14 protein-coding genes are annotated in these 16,827 nt (G+C 54.8%); 5 read left to right on the top strand and 9 right to left on the bottom strand.

Features of this window, described 5'->3' with window-relative positions:
- Nucleotides 1–91: 91 nt before the first annotated feature.
- From PCAR_RS03995 to PCAR_RS03970, 6 genes are all read right to left on the bottom strand, one after another.
- Nucleotides 92–967 carry an SPFH domain-containing protein gene (locus tag PCAR_RS03995; protein ID WP_011340351.1) on the bottom strand — a complete coding sequence of 292 codons (876 nt, stop codon included), beginning with the start codon at nt 965–967 and terminating at the stop codon, nt 92–94.
- 97 nt (nt 968–1,064) lie between these two features.
- The gene (locus PCAR_RS03990; protein ID WP_011340350.1) at nt 1,065–1,517 is read right to left on the bottom strand and encodes an NfeD family protein; all 453 of its coding nucleotides are present in this window, start codon (nt 1,515–1,517) and stop codon (nt 1,065–1,067) included.
- Nucleotides 1,518–1,572: 55 nt separating this feature from the next.
- Nucleotides 1,573–3,828, bottom strand: a complete 2,256-nt coding sequence (locus PCAR_RS03985; protein WP_011340349.1) for a DNA translocase FtsK — start codon at nt 3,826–3,828, stop codon at nt 1,573–1,575.
- 84 nt (nt 3,829–3,912) lie between these two features.
- Nucleotides 3,913–4,704 carry an undecaprenyl-diphosphate phosphatase gene (locus PCAR_RS03980; RefSeq protein WP_011340348.1) on the bottom strand — a complete coding sequence of 264 codons (792 nt, stop codon included), beginning with the start codon at nt 4,702–4,704 and terminating at the stop codon, nt 3,913–3,915.
- Between the two features lie 42 nt (nt 4,705–4,746).
- Nucleotides 4,747–6,441, bottom strand: a complete 1,695-nt coding sequence (locus tag PCAR_RS03975; protein WP_011340347.1) for a ribonuclease J — start codon at nt 6,439–6,441, stop codon at nt 4,747–4,749.
- Nucleotides 6,438–7,145 (bottom strand): lysophospholipid acyltransferase family protein, encoded by a 708-nt coding sequence (locus PCAR_RS03970; RefSeq protein ID WP_011340346.1) that lies wholly within the window; start codon nt 7,143–7,145, stop codon nt 6,438–6,440. The genes PCAR_RS03975 and PCAR_RS03970 overlap by 4 nt, the downstream gene beginning before the upstream one ends.
- 240 nt (nt 7,146–7,385) lie before the next feature.
- On the opposite strand from PCAR_RS03970, the gene PCAR_RS03965 reads away from it, so the two are divergent.
- The 3 genes from PCAR_RS03965 (at nt 7,386) to PCAR_RS03955 (ending at nt 10,668) form a co-directional block, all read left to right on the top strand.
- A complete protein-coding gene (locus PCAR_RS03965; protein WP_011340345.1) occupies nt 7,386–7,859 on the top strand; it encodes a single-stranded DNA-binding protein in 474 nt (157 codons plus the stop codon).
- A gap of 385 nt (nt 7,860–8,244) precedes the next feature.
- Nucleotides 8,245–9,654: an MBL fold metallo-hydrolase RNA specificity domain-containing protein gene (locus PCAR_RS03960; RefSeq protein ID WP_011340344.1), complete on the top strand. Its 1,410-nt coding sequence runs from the start codon at nt 8,245–8,247 to the stop codon at nt 9,652–9,654.
- Between the two features lie 120 nt (nt 9,655–9,774).
- The gene (locus PCAR_RS03955) at nt 9,775–10,668 is read left to right on the top strand and encodes a TIGR00730 family Rossman fold protein (protein WP_011340343.1); all 894 of its coding nucleotides are present in this window, start codon (nt 9,775–9,777) and stop codon (nt 10,666–10,668) included.
- Nucleotides 10,669–10,854: 186 nt separating this feature from the next.
- On the opposite strand, the gene PCAR_RS03950 is transcribed toward PCAR_RS03955, so the two are convergent.
- From PCAR_RS03950 to PCAR_RS03940, 3 genes are read right to left on the bottom strand one after another with little or no spacing between them, the layout of a single operon-like run.
- Nucleotides 10,855–11,202 (bottom strand): nucleoside-diphosphate sugar epimerase/dehydratase, encoded by a 348-nt coding sequence (locus tag PCAR_RS03950; RefSeq protein WP_011340342.1) that lies wholly within the window; start codon nt 11,200–11,202, stop codon nt 10,855–10,857.
- A gap of 14 nt (nt 11,203–11,216) precedes the next feature.
- Nucleotides 11,217–12,929 carry a DASS family sodium-coupled anion symporter gene (locus PCAR_RS03945; protein ID WP_011340341.1) on the bottom strand — a complete coding sequence of 571 codons (1,713 nt, stop codon included), beginning with the start codon at nt 12,927–12,929 and terminating at the stop codon, nt 11,217–11,219.
- Nucleotides 12,926–13,762 (bottom strand): mechanosensitive ion channel family protein, encoded by an 837-nt coding sequence (locus tag PCAR_RS03940; RefSeq protein WP_011340340.1) that lies wholly within the window; start codon nt 13,760–13,762, stop codon nt 12,926–12,928. Before PCAR_RS03940 ends, PCAR_RS03945 begins: the two co-directional genes overlap by 4 nt.
- A 495-nt stretch (nt 13,763–14,257) precedes the next feature.
- Between PCAR_RS03940 and PCAR_RS03935 the strand changes: the two genes are divergently transcribed.
- Together PCAR_RS03935 and PCAR_RS03930 are read left to right on the top strand one after the other, a co-directional pair.
- Nucleotides 14,258–16,120 carry an SLC13 family permease gene (locus PCAR_RS03935; protein ID WP_011340339.1) on the top strand — a complete coding sequence of 621 codons (1,863 nt, stop codon included), beginning with the start codon at nt 14,258–14,260 and terminating at the stop codon, nt 16,118–16,120.
- 79 nt (nt 16,121–16,199) lie between these two features.
- A complete protein-coding gene (locus PCAR_RS03930; RefSeq protein WP_011340338.1) occupies nt 16,200–16,454 on the top strand; it encodes a hypothetical protein in 255 nt (84 codons plus the stop codon).
- Nucleotides 16,455–16,827 lie beyond the last annotated feature (373 nt).

Below are 16,827 nucleotides of genomic sequence, written 5' to 3'. Positions count from 1 at the left end.
TGGCAAGGGGGGTCGACACAACCAGATCGCAAAAAAGGGGAGCGGCAAAGCCGCTCCCCTTTTTCGTATCAATGCTTTGGCGAATAACGCCTTATTTGCCCAACAGCCCCTTCACCGCCTGCAACACATCGGAAGGCAGCACCACCATCTTGGCGTTGCCCGATGCGGAGAGATCCCGCACCGCCTTGACATACTGCTCACCAAGCAGATAGGTGGCGGGTAATTGCTTATCGCCGATCGCGGCGGTCACCCGGGCAATGGCCTCGCGGGTAGCGTCGGCCAGAATCATCTTCGCCTCGGCATCCCGCCGGGACGCTTCCAGGTTACCTTCCGACTCGCGGATGGCAGCTTCCTTGGCGCCTTCGGCATTCAGCACTGCAGCGGCCTTCTTGCCTTCCGCCTCGGTGATCGCGGCACGGCGGGTACGCTCGGCCGCGGCCTGCTGCTCCATGGCCATCTGCATGGTCTGGGAGGGTTTGATATCCTGGATTTCCACCGTTTTGACCACGATACCCCATGCCGCCACATCATCGGAAATCGCTTCTTTCAGTCGCGTCTTGATCATATCCCGCGAACTCAAGGCATCGTCCAGGTTCATTTCACCAACAATGCTGCGCAAAGAGGTCTGCACCAGGTTGGTAATGGCGATACTGTAGTTATCGATACCATACACCGCCTTGGGAGGATCAATAATGCTGATGAAGGCGATAGCATTGGTCATGATAACGGCGTTATCCTTGGTAATAACTTCCTGGCTGGGAATATCCAGAGAGATATCTTTGGTCAGAACCCGATAGGCAATGGTATCCAGATAGGGAATAACGAAATTAAGACCGGGGTTGAGCGTCTTATGATACTTCCCCAAACGCTGCACCACAAACTTGTACCCCTGGGGAACGATGCGCACCCCCAAAAAAATGGTCAAGAAGACCAGCATCATCAGCACTGCGGCCAGAAAAAAGCCCATGTTCCTACCTCCCTGAGTAAATTGACTACAACAATAAAACTGCCCATATAAAACGGATAATGGTCGTTTTTTTTCGCCGATCAGGTGCCGGCGTCGGTTACTTCCTTGCCACGCGCAACACATGGCCCTCGATATCGAGTACTCGTGCTTCGTCACCGGCCTTGAGTGCCTCATCGCAAATGCAGGGCCACTCTTCATCTCCCAGCAAGGGTACGACAAAACGAATGCGCCCCTTGACATGGGGCGGTTGCACAGCCTGAATCACGATGCCGGTTTCGCCGATAATGGCATCCTTGGACATGCCGGCCTTGGTACGATCGGTCATATACGGCTTGAACCTGCGAAACCACAAAACGGTCCACAAGGTCGAAAAACCGCCCCAAAGAAGCAACTGCCCGGCCAACGGCAGCGTCGGGAAAGGCAACATCAGTAACCCCACGCAACAGGCTCCGAGCCCGAACCAGATAATGGTAAAGGAGGGGATTACCAACTCCAAAGCCACCAACACCAGACCGAACACCACCCAGTACCACCACAAAATTTCCGTCATCCCCCCCCCGATCAAACAGACAAGACCTTGAGCCTATGGATTTCCTCACAAACCGCTAGAGCTTATTGATAAACACTTCCCGCGGCCGGCTGGTACCGTCCGAAGGTCCGACAATACCCTCCTGTTCCATCTTTTCGATCATGCGCGCGGCCCGGTTGTAACCGACACGCAATCGTCGCTGAAGCATGGAAATGGAGGCCTGTTGCGTATCGGCCACCATGGCCAGAGCCTCGTCCCACTTCTCATCGACCTCTTCGTCCTCACTGCCGCCGCCATCGGTTCCGGCCGGGGTCTCGAGGATCGAGGAGTCGTATTCCGGCTGGCCATGCTCGGAGAGGAAATCGACCACATGCTTGACCTCTTTTTCGGACACGAAAGCACCGTGGACACGTTGCAATGCGCCCGTACCCGGCGGCAGGAACAGCATATCCCCCATGCCGAGGAGGTTTTCGGCGCCCATCTGATCAAGAATGGTACGGGAATCGATTCGTGAAAACACCTTGAAGGAAATCCGGGTCGGCAGGTTGGCCTTGATCAACCCGGTAATAACATCGACACTCGGGCGCTGGGTCGCCAGGATCAGATGGATACCGGCAGCACGGGCCATCTGTGCCAGACGTGCAATGGACTCCTCGATTTCTCGACCCGCCACCATCATCAAATCGGCCAGTTCGTCGACAATCACCACGATACGCGGCAAATGGCCGTGGTCGAGTACTTCGCCATCGGCCACAACTTCCGTATCGTCTACAACCTCGACGTCCTGCAAATCGCTTTCGGCCGGAGCCGCAGGAGCCTGCTTGGCTTCTTTTTCCAGACGCTTGTTGTAACCGTCAACATCGCGCACCCCTTTATCGGCCATCAGGCGGTAACGCCGCTCCATTTCACGCACCGCCCAGGCAAATGCCATAGCAGCCTTTTTGGGATTGGTCACCACCGGCAACAGCAGATGCGGAATCCCCTCGTAGATGGAGAGCTCCAGCATTTTAGGATCGATAAGAATAATGCGCACGTCTTCCGGCGCGGCGCAGTACAACAGCGACAGAATCATGGTATTGACGGACACCGATTTACCGCTGCCGGTGGCGCCCGCTACCAGCAGATGCGGCATCTTGGCCAGATCGGACACCACGGTATTACCGAAGATATCCTTGCCCAGCGCCATGGGCAACCGGCCGCCGAATTTCTGAAACTGCTCAGCGGTGAAGATTTCCTTGAGATACACCGTTTCACGCTGTTTGTTGGGAATTTCGATACCGACCACCGGACGGCCGGGAATCGGCGCCACGATGCGAATGGCGATGGCCGACAGGGCCATGGCCAGATCATCGGCCAGGCCGGCTATTTTGTTGACCTTGACACCAGGTGCCGGCGCAAACTCGTACATGGTCACGACGGGGCCGGGTTTGACCTCGGTGACCTCCCCGTCCACGCCGAAATCCTTGAGCTTTTTCTCTAAGATACGCGCGTTCATGGCCAGCGCTTCGCGATCGACAGGCAGCGGCCCCTCTTCTTCATGATCCAGCAGACTCAATGGGGGGCGCTGGTAACTGCCACTGCACTCGATAAAATCGAAAGCCTCCTGCACCGGTTTGTTCAAACGCTTTTGTTTGGGTTTAGAGGGTACAGGGGACGCTTTCTGGGTGGGGGCAATAACCGGTCCCTCGGCGATCTTGGCTCGTTTTTTCCGGGCGGCCTCCTTGCGTGCGATGCGCTGCTGCTGACGGCCCTCCAGGAAAGTCCCCCACTTAGCGAGCAACTGATCGAACACCAGCACCAGCGAAAAACGCACGGCCAGCATCAGGGACACGAGCAACATCACCACCAGCAGAATCGCCGATCCGGCCGTATTCAGCCCGGAGGCCAGCAGATTGGCCAGCAGTCGGCCGGCGAGGCCGCCGGCCTCGCCGATCGGTTCGCCGAACCATGATGCAGCACGGAATTCCAGGGCAATCAGGCCATCCAGCGACAGCAGCATGCAGAAAAAAGCCGCGGCCCTTAACGGCCTAAATTGGATTTGCCTGCAGGCGAAATAATGCCAGGCCAGGCCGAAGGCACCCACCGGCAACAGCAAAGCCGCCAGGCCAAATCCCTGAAACAGCAGATCCGCCAGATAGGCACCGACCACTCCCGCGAGGTTGTGGGGCGGGGAGGAATGGGAAGCATTGTTGATGGAGGGATCATTGCCGTTGAACGAGACCAGTGCAAGCACCAGAAGCACACCGGCTGCCAGCCAGAACACCCCCAGAAACTCGTACTTGAATCGCTCTTTGAATGTTGCAGCCGATGTGGCCGTCTGCTCCTTGCTCATAATACGCCTCTGGCCCGGGACAGAAGGAATGGGAAAAGAACCGGTCCGATCCGCCCCGATGTTTTCAACGAAGCGGCGGAATCACTATGAGGATATAGCAAAAAACATGCCTCCCATCAGCCAACAGTAGACAGCGAAGGCGTACAGGCGACGACGACGCACAACCCCCATCAGCAGATGAATGGAAGCCAGTCCGCTGAGAAAGGCCATCACGGCGCCGGCCGCATAAACCGGGATCTCCGCAGAGACTCCGGCAGGCCATTCAAGCAGCGAAACCAATGTGGCCCCGAATACCGCAGGAAGAGCCATCAAGAAGGAAAATCGCGCGGCGGTTTCCCCGGAAACCCCCTTGAACAACAGCACGGAGATGGTCGATCCCGACCGCGAAATACCCGGCATGATGGCACCGGCTTGGGCCACACCGGCGATCAACGCATCCCAATGCTGCAAATGCCCCTGGCTGCGGCCGTTTTTGCGAAGCCGCTCGGAAAAAAACAGCAGCCCTCCGGTCACCACCAGCATCAGCGAGATCAGGGGCAGGTTGTGAAACGCGCCCACAAAAAAATCCTTGAAACTCAAACCGATAATGGCCGTGGGCACCGTAGCGATAATCAGCAACCGTAACAGACGCCGGTATTGATGCGCCTCCTCGTGCGGCCTGAAATAAGCCAAGGCCAGGTGGCGGCAGTCGTAACGAAAATACACCAGCACCGCCGCCATGGTTCCGGCATGCAGCAGCACATCGAACAAAACGCCGGGCTGACTGAATCCGGGCAGAAAATGCTGGGCAATGGCCAGGTGGCCACTGGACGAAACGGGTAGAAACTCGGTAAGCCCCTGTAACAGGCCTAACAGAATAGCATGCAAAAAACTCATTGGCACTCTCTATTTTTAAAAGGGTAGCGACGCTATACGGCACTACTGTTCAAGGATAATCGGCAGAATAAGGGGACGACGTTCAACGCTGCGGTTGAAAAAGCGCCGCAGACACTTGCGCACCTCCACCTCCAGGGTTTCCCGTTCCCCGGAGGTTTCCGGCGCAATCTCCTCCAGGGTTTCCCAAAGCTGACTCCGGGCGGCTTCCAGAAGGTCGGTTTCTTCTTCGGCGACAAACCCCCGGGTCAGCAGCTCCGGTCCATACAGAATGCTGCCGTCCGAGGTACTGACGGTCAACATCACCACCACCAGGCCATGGTTGGCGACATGGCGCCGATCGCGCAACTCCATGTGCCCCACATCACCGACGCCACGTCCATCGACCAGCACGCGTCCCGTCTCCAGTCGCGGCTCGCGCACCAGCCCATCGGCGGAAACACAAAGCGGATAACCGTCTTCCAGCACCTCGATGCACTCCCCGGCCACCCCCATGCCGCGCGCCAGCTCGGCATGTTTGACCAAATGCCGGTATTCACCGTGAATAGGCACGAAATAATCGGGCCGCACCAGCGACAGAACCATTTTCAGTTCCCCCTGACTGGCGTGTCCCGACACGTGCACTTCGCTGGTGGTTTCATAGAACACTTCAGAGCCGCGGCGGTACAGATGATTGATCAGCCGGTTGATGGCCTTTTCGTTGCCGGGAATAAACTTGGAAGAAAGGATGACCGTGTCCCCCTTTTCCAGGGGCAGCTGCTTGAACTCATCTCTGGACATGCGCACCAGACAACTCTGCGGCTCACCCTGACTACCGGTCGTCAACATGGCGACGCGGTGACGCGGCAGATCCCGGGCCTGCCTGACATCGATCAACACATCGTCGGGAATCTTCAGATACCCCAACTCCCGGGCAATGCGGGTATTGGCTTCCATGCTGCGGCCGGTGATGACGACTTTGCGTCCACACGCGACGGCCGCCTGTACCACCTGCTGAATCCGATGGATGTTGGACGAAAAGGTGGCCACCACCACCAGGCCCCTGGCTTGCGGCATAATCTCGCCAAACGCCGTCGCCACTTCCCGCTCCGAGAGGGTAAATCCTTTTTTTTCCACATTGGTGGAATCGGACAGCAGCAGCAGTACCCCTTCTTCGCCGTAGGCAGCCAGCCGTACCAGATCGGTCGGCTGATTGTCGACAGGGGTCTGATCCAACTTGAAATCACCGGTGTGAACAATCCAGCCCATATGGGTACGAATAGCCAGACCGAGGCCATCGACGATGGAGTGGGTGACGCGAAACAGCTCGACATGAAAGGCGCCCAGCTCAAGGGCCTGCCGGGGTGCCACCTCGACAAGCTCGGCCAGCCCGAGAAGATCATGTTCCGCCAGCCTGTGGCGCAACAGACCAAGCGTCAAAGGCGAACCGTACACCGTCGGGAAGCCGAGCTTACGGAGCAAAAACGGCACCGCACCGATGTGATCTTCATGGCCGTGCGTGAGCACCAGGCCGCGAATGCGGTGGGTGTGATCCTCCAGGCAGCTGATATCCGGGATCACCAGATCGATACCGGGCATGTGCGGTTCGGGAAACATCAGGCCGCAGTCGATAATCAGCAACTCGTCCCGGTATTCCACCACCATCATGTTGAGACCGATTTCTCCCAGGCCTCCCAGCGGCAGAATCCGCACCGCCTCGGGCGGCAAAGGTTGCCATGTCGCGGCAAACGCCTCGGTCATGATTGCAGGGCCTTTTCCACCAGCGCCTCAATAGGGCCGCGAACTTCCTGCATCAGCTCGTTACGTTCCTTGACCGCCCGGTCTGCGGTCGATACAGGCGGCATGATGGTTACGGTTACGCGGCCGCCGCGAATCCAGCGACTGTGCTTCGGCATGACATCGCGACTGCCGGTGATGGCAATGGGAACGATAGGCACCTGCGCCTGAATGGCCAGGGTAAAGCTGCCGGCCTTGAATTCCTTTAAGTGCCCATCCGGCGAGCGCGTACCCTCGGGGAAAATCACTACCGAGGTTCCGTCGGAAATGCGCTCGATGGCGTGGCGCATACTCTCCACACTCTTTTTGCGATTGGAGCGGTCAACCGGAATATAGCCGGCGCGCCGCATGGTCAACCCGAACAGCGGAATGTGAAACAACTCTTCCTTGGCCAACCAGCGAAACTGCCTCGACAACGCCGCAAACAGAGCCAGAATGTCGAAGTTGCTCTGGTGATTGGGCATAAACACCACGGCGCCCTCCGCTGGCAGATTCTCCCGGCCTTCCACCACCAACCGCACACCGGCCAACCGCAGGCTTACCTTGGCCCAAAAGGTGGCATAGCTATGCAGGAAGTTCTTGTGAACGTAGGAAAACGGCAACCCTGTCAAGATAACGAGCAGAGTCCAGGGCACAAAGGTAACGGCATAAAACAAGGTACGCAGCATAAAATAAACTCCCTATATTTTATATATATCGCGCCAGTTTACGAAACCTGCCCGAGGAGAGTCAAACCTTTTCAGCCGTGTACGCGACCGGCAGGGATGGAATCATAGGCCATGGACGTTTTTACGGCGTCGCACCATGGATAAAACGGGGCAAAGAGTCCTTTACACCCCCACGTATTTCCGTTAGACTCGCGTGAACAGAACACAAAGATAAACAAATACTCATGGAGGCTATAGCTCATGTCGGTTAACAAAGTCATTCTGGTCGGCAATCTCGGCAAAGATCCCGAACTGCGCTACACGGCGTCCGGCACTGCCGTTGCCAACTTTTCGCTGGCGACAACAGAGCGTTACAAGGATCGCGACGGCAACAGCCAGGAAAAAACCGAGTGGCACAATATCGTTGCGTGGCGGCAACTGGCCGAAATCTGCGGCAAATATCTGAGCAAAGGCCGGCAGGTTTATATCGAGGGCAAAATCCAGACCCGCTCCTACGAGGATCGCGACGGCAACCGGCGCTACATCACCGAAATCGTCGCCGACCAGATGCAGATGCTCGGTCGTCCCGGCGACGACAACAGCGGTGGAGGTGGCGGCTATCAACGTCGCGAACCGCATCCGGAACGCCAGGAACGCCCGGCAAGCAACAACCAACCCCAGCAAAATCAGTACGAAGAGCCCCCGTTCAATCCGGACGACGATATTCCGTTTTAGGATAGGTGCCTACAAAAAATGTAAACAAAGGCTGCAAGACATTGATCTTGCAGCCTTTTTCTTTTGTCAAAATGGAAACCTAAGCTTCCCCAAATGACAGACATGGCAAAAGCAGAACTTTCTGGCACACTACGACCAGTAGGCTCTTATGAAAAAATCACGATTCACGGAAACGCAGATCGTTGCCATTCTCAAGGAGGCTGACACCGGTTACTCTTCTATCTTTTCACTCGCTCACTTACTTTCCTGTGAAAGTTTAAAAGGATGAGCCCTGATTAGACAACTTACTAGACAATGATAAAATTTGGCAGAAAGTTCAGATCATTGTTATTGATAAAGAAAAGATTTGTGAAACGCTCTGCAGTGTTTCTGATAGAGGGGAAAAATGAAAATCACCTTTCACGGCGCCGTTCAGACGGTCACCGGCTCCCAGCATTTACTGGAAGTCAATGGCAAAAAAATCTTGCTCGACTGCGGCTTGTTTCAGGGCAAGAGAAAGGAATCGTTCGAACGAAATCGCAGCGAATTTTGCCAAGGCAAAGAGATCGATTGCCTGGTTCTCTCCCACGCACACATCGATCATTCCGGACGCATCCCCTGTTTCGTTAAGAACGGCTTTGCTGGCGAAATCTTCTGCACCGCGGCAACACGAGACCTATGCGAAGTCATGCTTATGGACAGTGCATTTATCCAGGAGAAAGATGTAGAGTTTGTCAACCGCCGGCGCAAAAAAAAGGGCCAGCGTCTTTTCGAACCTCTCTACACCAGAGCAGACGTAACTAAGGCCATGAAACAGTTTGTAGGTATCGGCTACGAGCGGCGGCACCGTCTCTTTCCCGGTGTCTATGTCACTTTTGTTGATGCCGGACATATGCTGGGCAGCGCTCACGTAATCCTCGACATCGACGATCAAGAAACCGGCCGAAACCGACGGCTCGTGTTCAGCGGCGATATAGGAAGACCGGGGATCCCCATCATCCGCGATCCCGTGCCGATCGGCGACGGTGCCGATATTCTCATCATGGAGAGCACCTACGGCAACCGACTGCATCCTCCTTATCTTGAGTCTGAAGAGGAGCTGGAACGCATCGTCAATGAGACCGTCACTCGTGGTGGCTCGCTTTTGATCCCGGCCTTTGCCGTCGGTCGGACTCAACAACTCGTCTACGCTTTGCACAAACTCCACAACGCTGGGCGGATTCCCGACCTGCCGATCTTCGTCGACAGCCCATTAGCAACCCGGGTCACCGACATCTTCCGCCTTCATCTGGAGGATTTCGATGCCGAGATCCGGGAATTTCTGCTAACGGACGAAGATAAAAACCCCTTTGGTTTCGGGCGTCTCCAATACACCAAAACGGTGGAGGAGTCCAAAGCTCTCAACAGCCTCAAAATCCCAGCGATAATTATTAGCGCCAGTGGCATGCTGGAGGGGGGGCGCATCCTCCATCATCTTCGAAACCGTATCGGGAACTCCCGAAACACCATCCTCCTGACCGGTTGGCAGGCACCGAATACTCTAGGCCGATATATTGTAGAAAAGAAGCCGTCCGTTGGTATTTACGGTGAGGAATACCAGGTGAAAGCCAACGTGGAAATTTTTACCGGCTTCTCTGGCCACGCTGACCGGGACGGGCTCCTGGAATTTGTGCGGGTTATGGAAAAGAAGCCGGAGCACACGTTCATAGTTCATGGCGAAGAGGACGCTTCCAGTAGTCTGCGGCAGGCCCTCCAAACAGAGCTGGCCCTCGACAACGTGGTAATTCCGGAGCCCCTGCAATCATTCAACGTATGAACTGAAGCGGCAACCTAAAACAATTGATACAGATCTTGAGACACTTCCGGAGCTTTCGGTGTTCAGATACTACAACGGAAATACCAGGTTATTGCCTGTCAGCAAGGAGAAAATAGACAGATGCCGAACCATAGCAAACAACGGCCTTTCCCAAATGCCGCCGAAGATGCTGAAGCGGCCAAACTCTGCGTGCCTTCGCCGCAAACAGAATCGCCGTCCTACCTGCTGGCCTATCACGACGATGATTTCCTGCTGCGCGATGAGTTGCGCCCGGTTCGCCTTCAGCTTGAACTTTTAAAGCCAGAACTGATTCAACAGGATGTTGGCATCGACAGTACTGTGGTGGTGTTTGGCAGCGCCAGAACCATGGATCCGGAAAAAGCTGAAGAACGCCTGAAAAGGGTGCGCAAGGCATTAGCGGCTGCACCGGATGAAGAGGAGCTGTTAACCGAACTTGCTGCAGCTGAACGGGCCTGCGAGAATGCTCGATACTATGAGGAGGCTCGTCGCTTTACCGCACTTCTGTCCAAGGAGTGCCAAAGTCAAATCGGCTGCGAGCTGATCGTCATTACGGGCGGTGGCGCGGGAATCATGGAAGCGGCCAATCGCGGTGCCTACGATGTCGGTGCCGAGAATATCGGCCTCAACATCGTTCTGCCGATGGAGCAGGAACCCAATCCCTATATCACCCCTGAGCTCTGCTTTCAGTTCCACTATTTTGCCATTCGCAAAATGCATTTCCTCATGCGGGCAAAGGCCCTTGTCGCATTTCCCGGAGGTTACGGCACGCTCGATGAGTTATTTGAAACACTGACCCTGATTCAGACAAAAAAAATCAAACCGGTTCCCGTCTTGCTTTTTGGCAGGTCCTATTGGGAGCGTGTGATCAATTTTAATGCCCTTGCTGAAGAAGGCATGATCTCTGCCGAGGATCTGCAACTGTTTTCTTTTGTTGACAGCGCCGAACAGGCTTGCCGTCATATCTTCGATTTTTACAGCCCCCCCCAATCCTGAATTTGGTCGTTACTTCATACTTCAAGCCTTTATTCCCTCAGCCCAACTTGGTAATTTGCCAAATCATTGCCTCAATAAAGCGCAAACCTGAATTCACGCAGGGGGGCGGGCAACCTTTAGGTAGAAGTAACGCCGGAATGGAAAGTGAAAGGATATCGTGTGCCGAAACCGCCTGATAATTTTCCATTAGCAGCGGGCCGCTCGCGCCACTTCTATCACAGGTACTTTGGCCAGAGCGGCAAGCTCTTCCCGTAAGGCCTCTGCAAGTATGTCTATGCCTGGCGCTTTTCCCAGCCCCATGTCCTCAGTCGGCATTGCCAGCAACACCATGTCCGGAACAGTCTGCTTCAATACATGCTGCAACGTCATGGGCGTCAGGGCCTCATGAATATCAACTTTCTCGATGATGCCTTCGTCCACAGCATAGAGCTGTTGACGCGGATCGGCGATCAAAATCTCGATGCCCGGATTTTTTTTCAATTGCTGAATAACTTTTGCACCGGTACGGCCGGCACCGATGACCAGAATTCGCATCGTCGTTTCTCCTTCTAGATCCAGTTCAACAATGCCAAGGCATAGAAAAACAAGGTGAGTACCATGGAGCTGACCAGAGTGAGAATAAGGCCATATCGCATCATCTCGATGCGACTGATAATGCCGGTAGCAGCGATTAATGCCATGCGTCCCGATGCCGATGGGAGTGAATAGCCGAAGGTTGTGGCCATAGTGATGGGGAGGACTAATTGTACTGCATTCAAGGAGGGATTATTTAGCGCCAGGGTTATGAGGATAGGGACGAGCACGGCTGTGATGGTGGTATTATTTAGAAGATTAGTCAGCAGCGCCGAAACAAAAACCATCAATAACAGGCTTACCAACATGGGGGAATTTGAAAATACCGGGCTGAATAGAGAGGCAAACCAGTCAGTGACACCGTTGCGAACCAGGGTCTCCCCTAAGGAAAGACCGGCACCGATGATAAGAAAGATTCCCCAACTCACCCCCTTAAGGTCTTCCCAATTGATAATCTCGCGAATCGCCAGATAGGAGACAGCAATTACCGCGACCATGGCAGCGGAAAGCAAGGTTGATGGAAGACCTAATACCGCTTCGATAGAAGGCCCGCCGATCCATAGTATTGCCGCCGCAGCAAGCAAAAGAAGAATTTCCCGCTCTGTGCGACTCATCGGGCCCATGGCCAGCACCTGCTGACGAGCCGGCTCCACATCAAGACGCTGGACCGGAACCTTGACCAGTTTGAGCAGTATCCACCAGGTAAGTGGAAAGATCACCAGAAAAGCCGGCAGGCCATACTTCATCCAGTGGAGAAAGGTCCAACGACCAATCTGTGCCAGGAAACTGGAAGCCACTGCGTTTGGAGCAGCCCCTGTGATCGTTGCCATGCCGCCAAGGCTGGCACTGTAAGCCAGGCCCAACACCAGCAACACCAATAAACCACGGGCATCGTCCGGATCTTCGACCTGACTGGAGATAGTCATGGCCACCGGGATGAGCATTGCAGTCGTGGCGGTGTTCACTATCCACATGGAAAACAGGGCCGCCAGAGTCATGAGGCCCAGCAGCATCATCTTCACTCCACCGCCCGAACGGACAATTACCAGTAGGGCTAGCCGGCGAGTCAGGCCGTGTTTGCGCAAGGCTTCAGCCATGAAGAGGCTGCCAAGGATGAGAAACACCACGGGCCGGGAAAAGGTTTCAAAAACTTGGGGAGTGGTCGCTACCCCCAAGGCCACCTGGGCCAGGGGCACCATTAGCGCGGCGATGGGCAGAGATACCGGTTCGAGGGCGAGGATCGCAGCGGTAAAGGCAAAGGCTGCCAAGGCACGGTGTCCCTGCACTGAAAGGGTCGGCGGAACGGGGAGCAACAGCACTCCGAAGGTGATGAGCAGCACCAGCCCGAAACGACCGATCAGTGCCGTCACCTGGCCCAGGCCTGTCTTTGCGCGGGGGGTCAGTACCCGGACCGGGGCGAGTGCAGTATCCGCATTCTCTTTGTCAGGCTGGGGCGCGAAAGGCAGGCGACGCACTAGTGGTTCGAGGAGGGTCATCCCGCCCACCAGCATCCGGCCGGTGAAACGACGCAACGTTGAGGGAATACTTTGGCCTCGTTTAGCGCGTACCGCCGCTACTTGTTCACGACACCGGGCGCAGATGGCCAAATGGTCATCGGCCTCCTTCTGTTCGTCGGGTGCCAGCCGACCCTCGACATAATCGACTGCAGAGACGTGTTTCTCGATCACTCGACCGTCCTCTCCTCTGAGATGATGGTAACAGCCATCTCGATCAGTAGGGAATTGGGAAGAGAGACCAGGCCGGACTCGGTTTCCAGTACCGATTTACTTGGACCGATACTTTTCAGACGGCCCAGAAAGTCACCGACTTCAAGTTTCAGGCCGATGGTGAACTCCTCCCGGACGTACAAACCGGCCATTATGTTGCGCGCCAAATCACGGCTCCCCAAGCCAAAAGCCACAGTTAAGGCCAGGGCAGCCGAGGCAAGCAGGACGGTAGCCGTGACTATAAGCAGTGTCGTATCCAACCCAAGCTGCCCCAGGGCCAAAACTACGGCAAAAGTCAGAATAAGGTAACGACCCGCCAAGCCGAAGGCCAGTCCGCCCCTGATGCCGGATTGTCCCGCCAAGGAGTCCATGGCCTTGCCTGCCAACCGTGACGCCATCGCTCCTAACAGAAGAATCAGGCCGGCTGCTAGCAATCGGGGCAGGTAAGCGATGAGGCTCTCCAAGGCGCTCGTCAGGCCGCGTATGTTCAAGGTTTCGGCCGCCGTCAGAAGAAACACCAGCAGAACCAGCCAAAAAATCAGTCGGGCGACCAGAAGGGAGGCAGAGGGATCCATCCCCAGACTGCGCAGCACCGTAGCCGCCCCCGATCTCTCCCCAAGACGGTCAAAGCGCAGACGGCGCAGAACTCCGGTCAAAATGGCTTGTGCCAGGCGAGCCACCACCCAGCCTATGATGAGCAGGAGCAATACCGCCCCCAAGGCCGGAAGCCAGTTTATCAGATCGGCAAGCATTCGACTCAGGGTTTTTTCCCAGAATTCCGGCTGCCATGGCATGAGTTTCCTCCTTTAGGCACACTGCGCAACGGCCTCGATCGTTTTATGAAAAGGGCCACTTGGTAATGCGCTCGTTGTGGCAATCTCTGCGGAACAGAATTTTGGGTGATGTTTTTACAAGCGATTTCGCTTTAAAATTATGATCTTAATTTTACCATGCTGCCCCGATGCTTCCATTGCTATGGCTTAATATATCTTTTTGACTGTAGTGGAGACTGAGTTAGGCTTTAGGCAGGTCTTCCTGACATAAGTTACGCTCGATTTGGTGCCAACTCTTCGTGATAGGCTCAAAATTCCCGATGCCGTTCAATCAGATTCTTTCAAGAATGGAAGGAACTGCCTACGAAGGTTTAAAGTTGACCATCAAGGACGTTTTTTAAATCTACTGCCGTGTCTTTCCCTGCTTCATCTAACATAAGCCTACCGGCTTGTTTCTGGGTCCTTTAATGTTTCTTGTTTTTTACTGCATTCATCGAATTTGGGACATGGGCGATTATGACAAATGATCAAGTTGTAATTATTGTGGTGCTGGCGGCAACGATGGCCATATTCCTTTGGGGGCGATGGCGGCATGACATGGTAGGCGTGGCAGCGCTGCTGGCTTGCGTATTCACTGGGCTTGTGCCCGAAAACATGGCTTTTTCGGGCCTAGGGCATCCTGCGGTAATCACGGTCGCTTGCGTTTTGGTGCTCGGTTACGGTCTTCAGATCACCGGAGCTGTCGATATGCTAGCGCAGCGACTACTGCCAAAATCGACCGGTCCGACAGTAAGCATTCTGGTGTTGGTTGGCCTGGCCGCTTTATTGTCTTGTTTCATGAACAATGTCGGCGCCCTGGCGTTGCTGATGCCCATTGCCATTCAGATGGCGAACAAACAGAGCCTGAAGCCAGGGCAGATCCTTATGCCGTTGGCTTTTGGTTCCATTCTGGGCGGCATGACAACTCTAATCGGGACCCCTCCCAACCTGGTTGTCTCCGGGTTTCGTGCAACGACAGACATGGGACCCTTCGCCATATTCGATTTTACTCCAGTCGGTGTTGCCGTCGCGGTTTTAGGCGTTGTCTTTGTGGCCTTGGTGGGCTGGCGGATGGTGCCAGCGCGCGAACAAGTCGATACCACCGGCTTCGAATCGGGCAATTACCTGAGCGAGGTCAGAATCCTCGCAGACAGTAAATCTGTTGGCAAGACTCTGGGCGAAGTGGACCTAATGCTCGAAGAATCGGATGCCCAGATCATCGGAATGATACGCGGCGATGTTCGTATTTCTGCCCCGGATTCCAGGCGGGTGTTGCGGGAAAACGATATTCTTGTCATCGAGGTCGATCCGGAAACCCTGGCCTCAACGCTTTCAGCCATGGGCTTCAAGCTTGAAGAGGACGTTTCAGAAACCGACGAGGAACCCGAAGAGAAAAGAAATGGCAAAACGGAAAAACCGGGCAAACAAGAGTATTTGGAAAGCAAGCAACCGCAAGAGAAGAAAAAAACAAAACCCAAACGGGAAGAGATGGTTGTTCAGGAACTCGTCGTGATGCTGAACTCGCCGCTGGTTAACCGTTCCGCTACCGACATAAGGTTGCGCACCCGATACCACATCAACCTGTTGGCCATATCGCGCCAGGGGCGACGTTCAATCAAGCGATTGCGGTCCACAGTCATCAAACCTGGCGACGTCCTGTTGATGGATGGCGCTCCTGAGGCGCTGACAGGCTTCGCCACACAATTCGGCTGCCTGCCACTGGCCAAGCGCGACATCCGGGTGCCGAAAACAGGAAAGGCCCTTACCGCAGCACTTGTTATGGTCCTTTCCTTAGCTTGTGCTGCCTTCGGTTTGATGCCTACAGCAATTTCGTTCGCAGCCGGCGCACTGGTTTATATCGTCATCGGGCTAGTACCGGCGCGTTCGATTTATACGGCCATCGATTGGCCAGTTATCGTGCTGTTAGCTGCGATGCTGCCGGTTGCCGAGGCCATGGAAACCACCGGTACGGCCGATTTGATTGCACGTGTTTTGCTGGAGGATGTGGCCCGAGGAGATGCTGTCTTTGGGCTGGTAATGCTGTTGGTGGTGACCATGTTCATGTCTGACCTTATGAACAACGCTGCTACAGCGGCGGTTATGTGCCCGATCGCCATCAGCACCTCCAATCAACTCGGAGTCAATGCGGACACCTTTCTAATGGCTATCGCGGTAGGGGCATCCTGTGCCTTTCTGACTCCCATTGGCCATCAAAATAATACGCTGATACTGGGGCCCGGTGGTTTCAAGTTTGGTGATTATTGGCGGATGGGCTTGGTTTTGGAGATCATTGTAGTAGCGGTCAGCGTACCTATGCTGCTTTTAGTATGGCCGCTCTGAGTTTCCCATTATTCATCGAAAGGCATTTCCTGACTGGACACCCAGAGCATAATTAATTTTGCCCTAAAGGAGACTCGCCATGCAGCCCTCACCGGAAACCGCCCATCCCCTCGAACTTCTGCATCCCCGATCGCTCAAATTTCTGGCCGACTATCTGCAAACTCTGGTTCATGGGCGCCTGTGGCTCCAGGTGCTGATCGGAATGGTGCTGGGCATTGGTACGGGAATCCTTATCGGCCCATCAATCGGGTGGGTGAGACCGACGACTTCGGCCGTGGTTGGTGATTGGCTGGCTTTTCCTGGCAAGCTATTTTTGGCCCTGTTTTTCGCTTAAAGTTAACAAATATAACTAAAGGACAGTCCTAAATGGTTGTAAGTGGCAGCAACTCTAGAAAAAATTCTTAGTTTACATTTTATAGCCATATATAACCCTTCTGACCGACACCTTTTCAGGTTTTGTCGAACAACAAGCCCCAACCCCTTTATCTCCAGGTGGTTGGGGCTTTCTACAAGCAGCTCATACTCTCAGAGACCCCAGGTGCCCGGTTTTTCCGGCCCTGGGGTCTTTTGCTTTGGCGCTGCCCTTGCCCCCTTTATTCAAAACCTTGCGGGTTAAGGCTGGCCCGGCGTTATCGATAAACCGGAATTTGATTGCCCGAATTTACGGGAAAGCGATTTCTTCAGTCGTATTGGGTCTTTGCCTTGGA

The sequence above is a fragment of the Syntrophotalea carbinolica DSM 2380 genome (assembly GCF_000012885.1).
Lineage (GTDB): Bacteria > Desulfobacterota > Desulfuromonadia > Desulfuromonadales > Syntrophotaleaceae > Syntrophotalea > Syntrophotalea carbinolica.
Note: the sequence above shows the minus strand (reverse complement) of the source record. Positions and strands in the feature narration are given on the sequence as shown.

Coding starts and splice junctions, on each gene's coding strand:
- PCAR_RS03995 (WP_011340351.1), bottom strand. CDS start 967: ATGGGCTTTTTTCTGGCCGCAGTGCTGATGATGCTGGTCTTCTTGACC.
- PCAR_RS03990 (WP_011340350.1), bottom strand. CDS start 1,517: ATGACGGAAATTTTGTGGTGGTACTGGGTGGTGTTCGGTCTGGTGTTG.
- PCAR_RS03985 (WP_011340349.1), bottom strand. CDS start 3,828: ATGAGCAAGGAGCAGACGGCCACATCGGCTGCAACATTCAAAGAGCGA.
- PCAR_RS03980 (WP_011340348.1), bottom strand. CDS start 4,704: ATGAGTTTTTTGCATGCTATTCTGTTAGGCCTGTTACAGGGGCTTACC.
- PCAR_RS03975 (WP_011340347.1), bottom strand. CDS start 6,441: ATGACCGAGGCGTTTGCCGCGACATGGCAACCTTTGCCGCCCGAGGCG.
- PCAR_RS03970 (WP_011340346.1), bottom strand. CDS start 7,145: ATGCTGCGTACCTTGTTTTATGCCGTTACCTTTGTGCCCTGGACTCTG.
- PCAR_RS03965 (WP_011340345.1), top strand. CDS start 7,386: ATGTCGGTTAACAAAGTCATTCTGGTCGGCAATCTCGGCAAAGATCCC.
- PCAR_RS03960 (WP_011340344.1), top strand. CDS start 8,245: ATGAAAATCACCTTTCACGGCGCCGTTCAGACGGTCACCGGCTCCCAG.
- PCAR_RS03955 (WP_011340343.1), top strand. CDS start 9,775: ATGCCGAACCATAGCAAACAACGGCCTTTCCCAAATGCCGCCGAAGAT.
- PCAR_RS03950 (WP_011340342.1), bottom strand. CDS start 11,202: ATGCGAATTCTGGTCATCGGTGCCGGCCGTACCGGTGCAAAAGTTATT.
- PCAR_RS03940 (WP_011340340.1), bottom strand. CDS start 13,762: ATGCCATGGCAGCCGGAATTCTGGGAAAAAACCCTGAGTCGAATGCTT.
- PCAR_RS03935 (WP_011340339.1), top strand. CDS start 14,258: ATGACAAATGATCAAGTTGTAATTATTGTGGTGCTGGCGGCAACGATG.
- PCAR_RS03930 (WP_011340338.1), top strand. CDS start 16,200: ATGCAGCCCTCACCGGAAACCGCCCATCCCCTCGAACTTCTGCATCCC.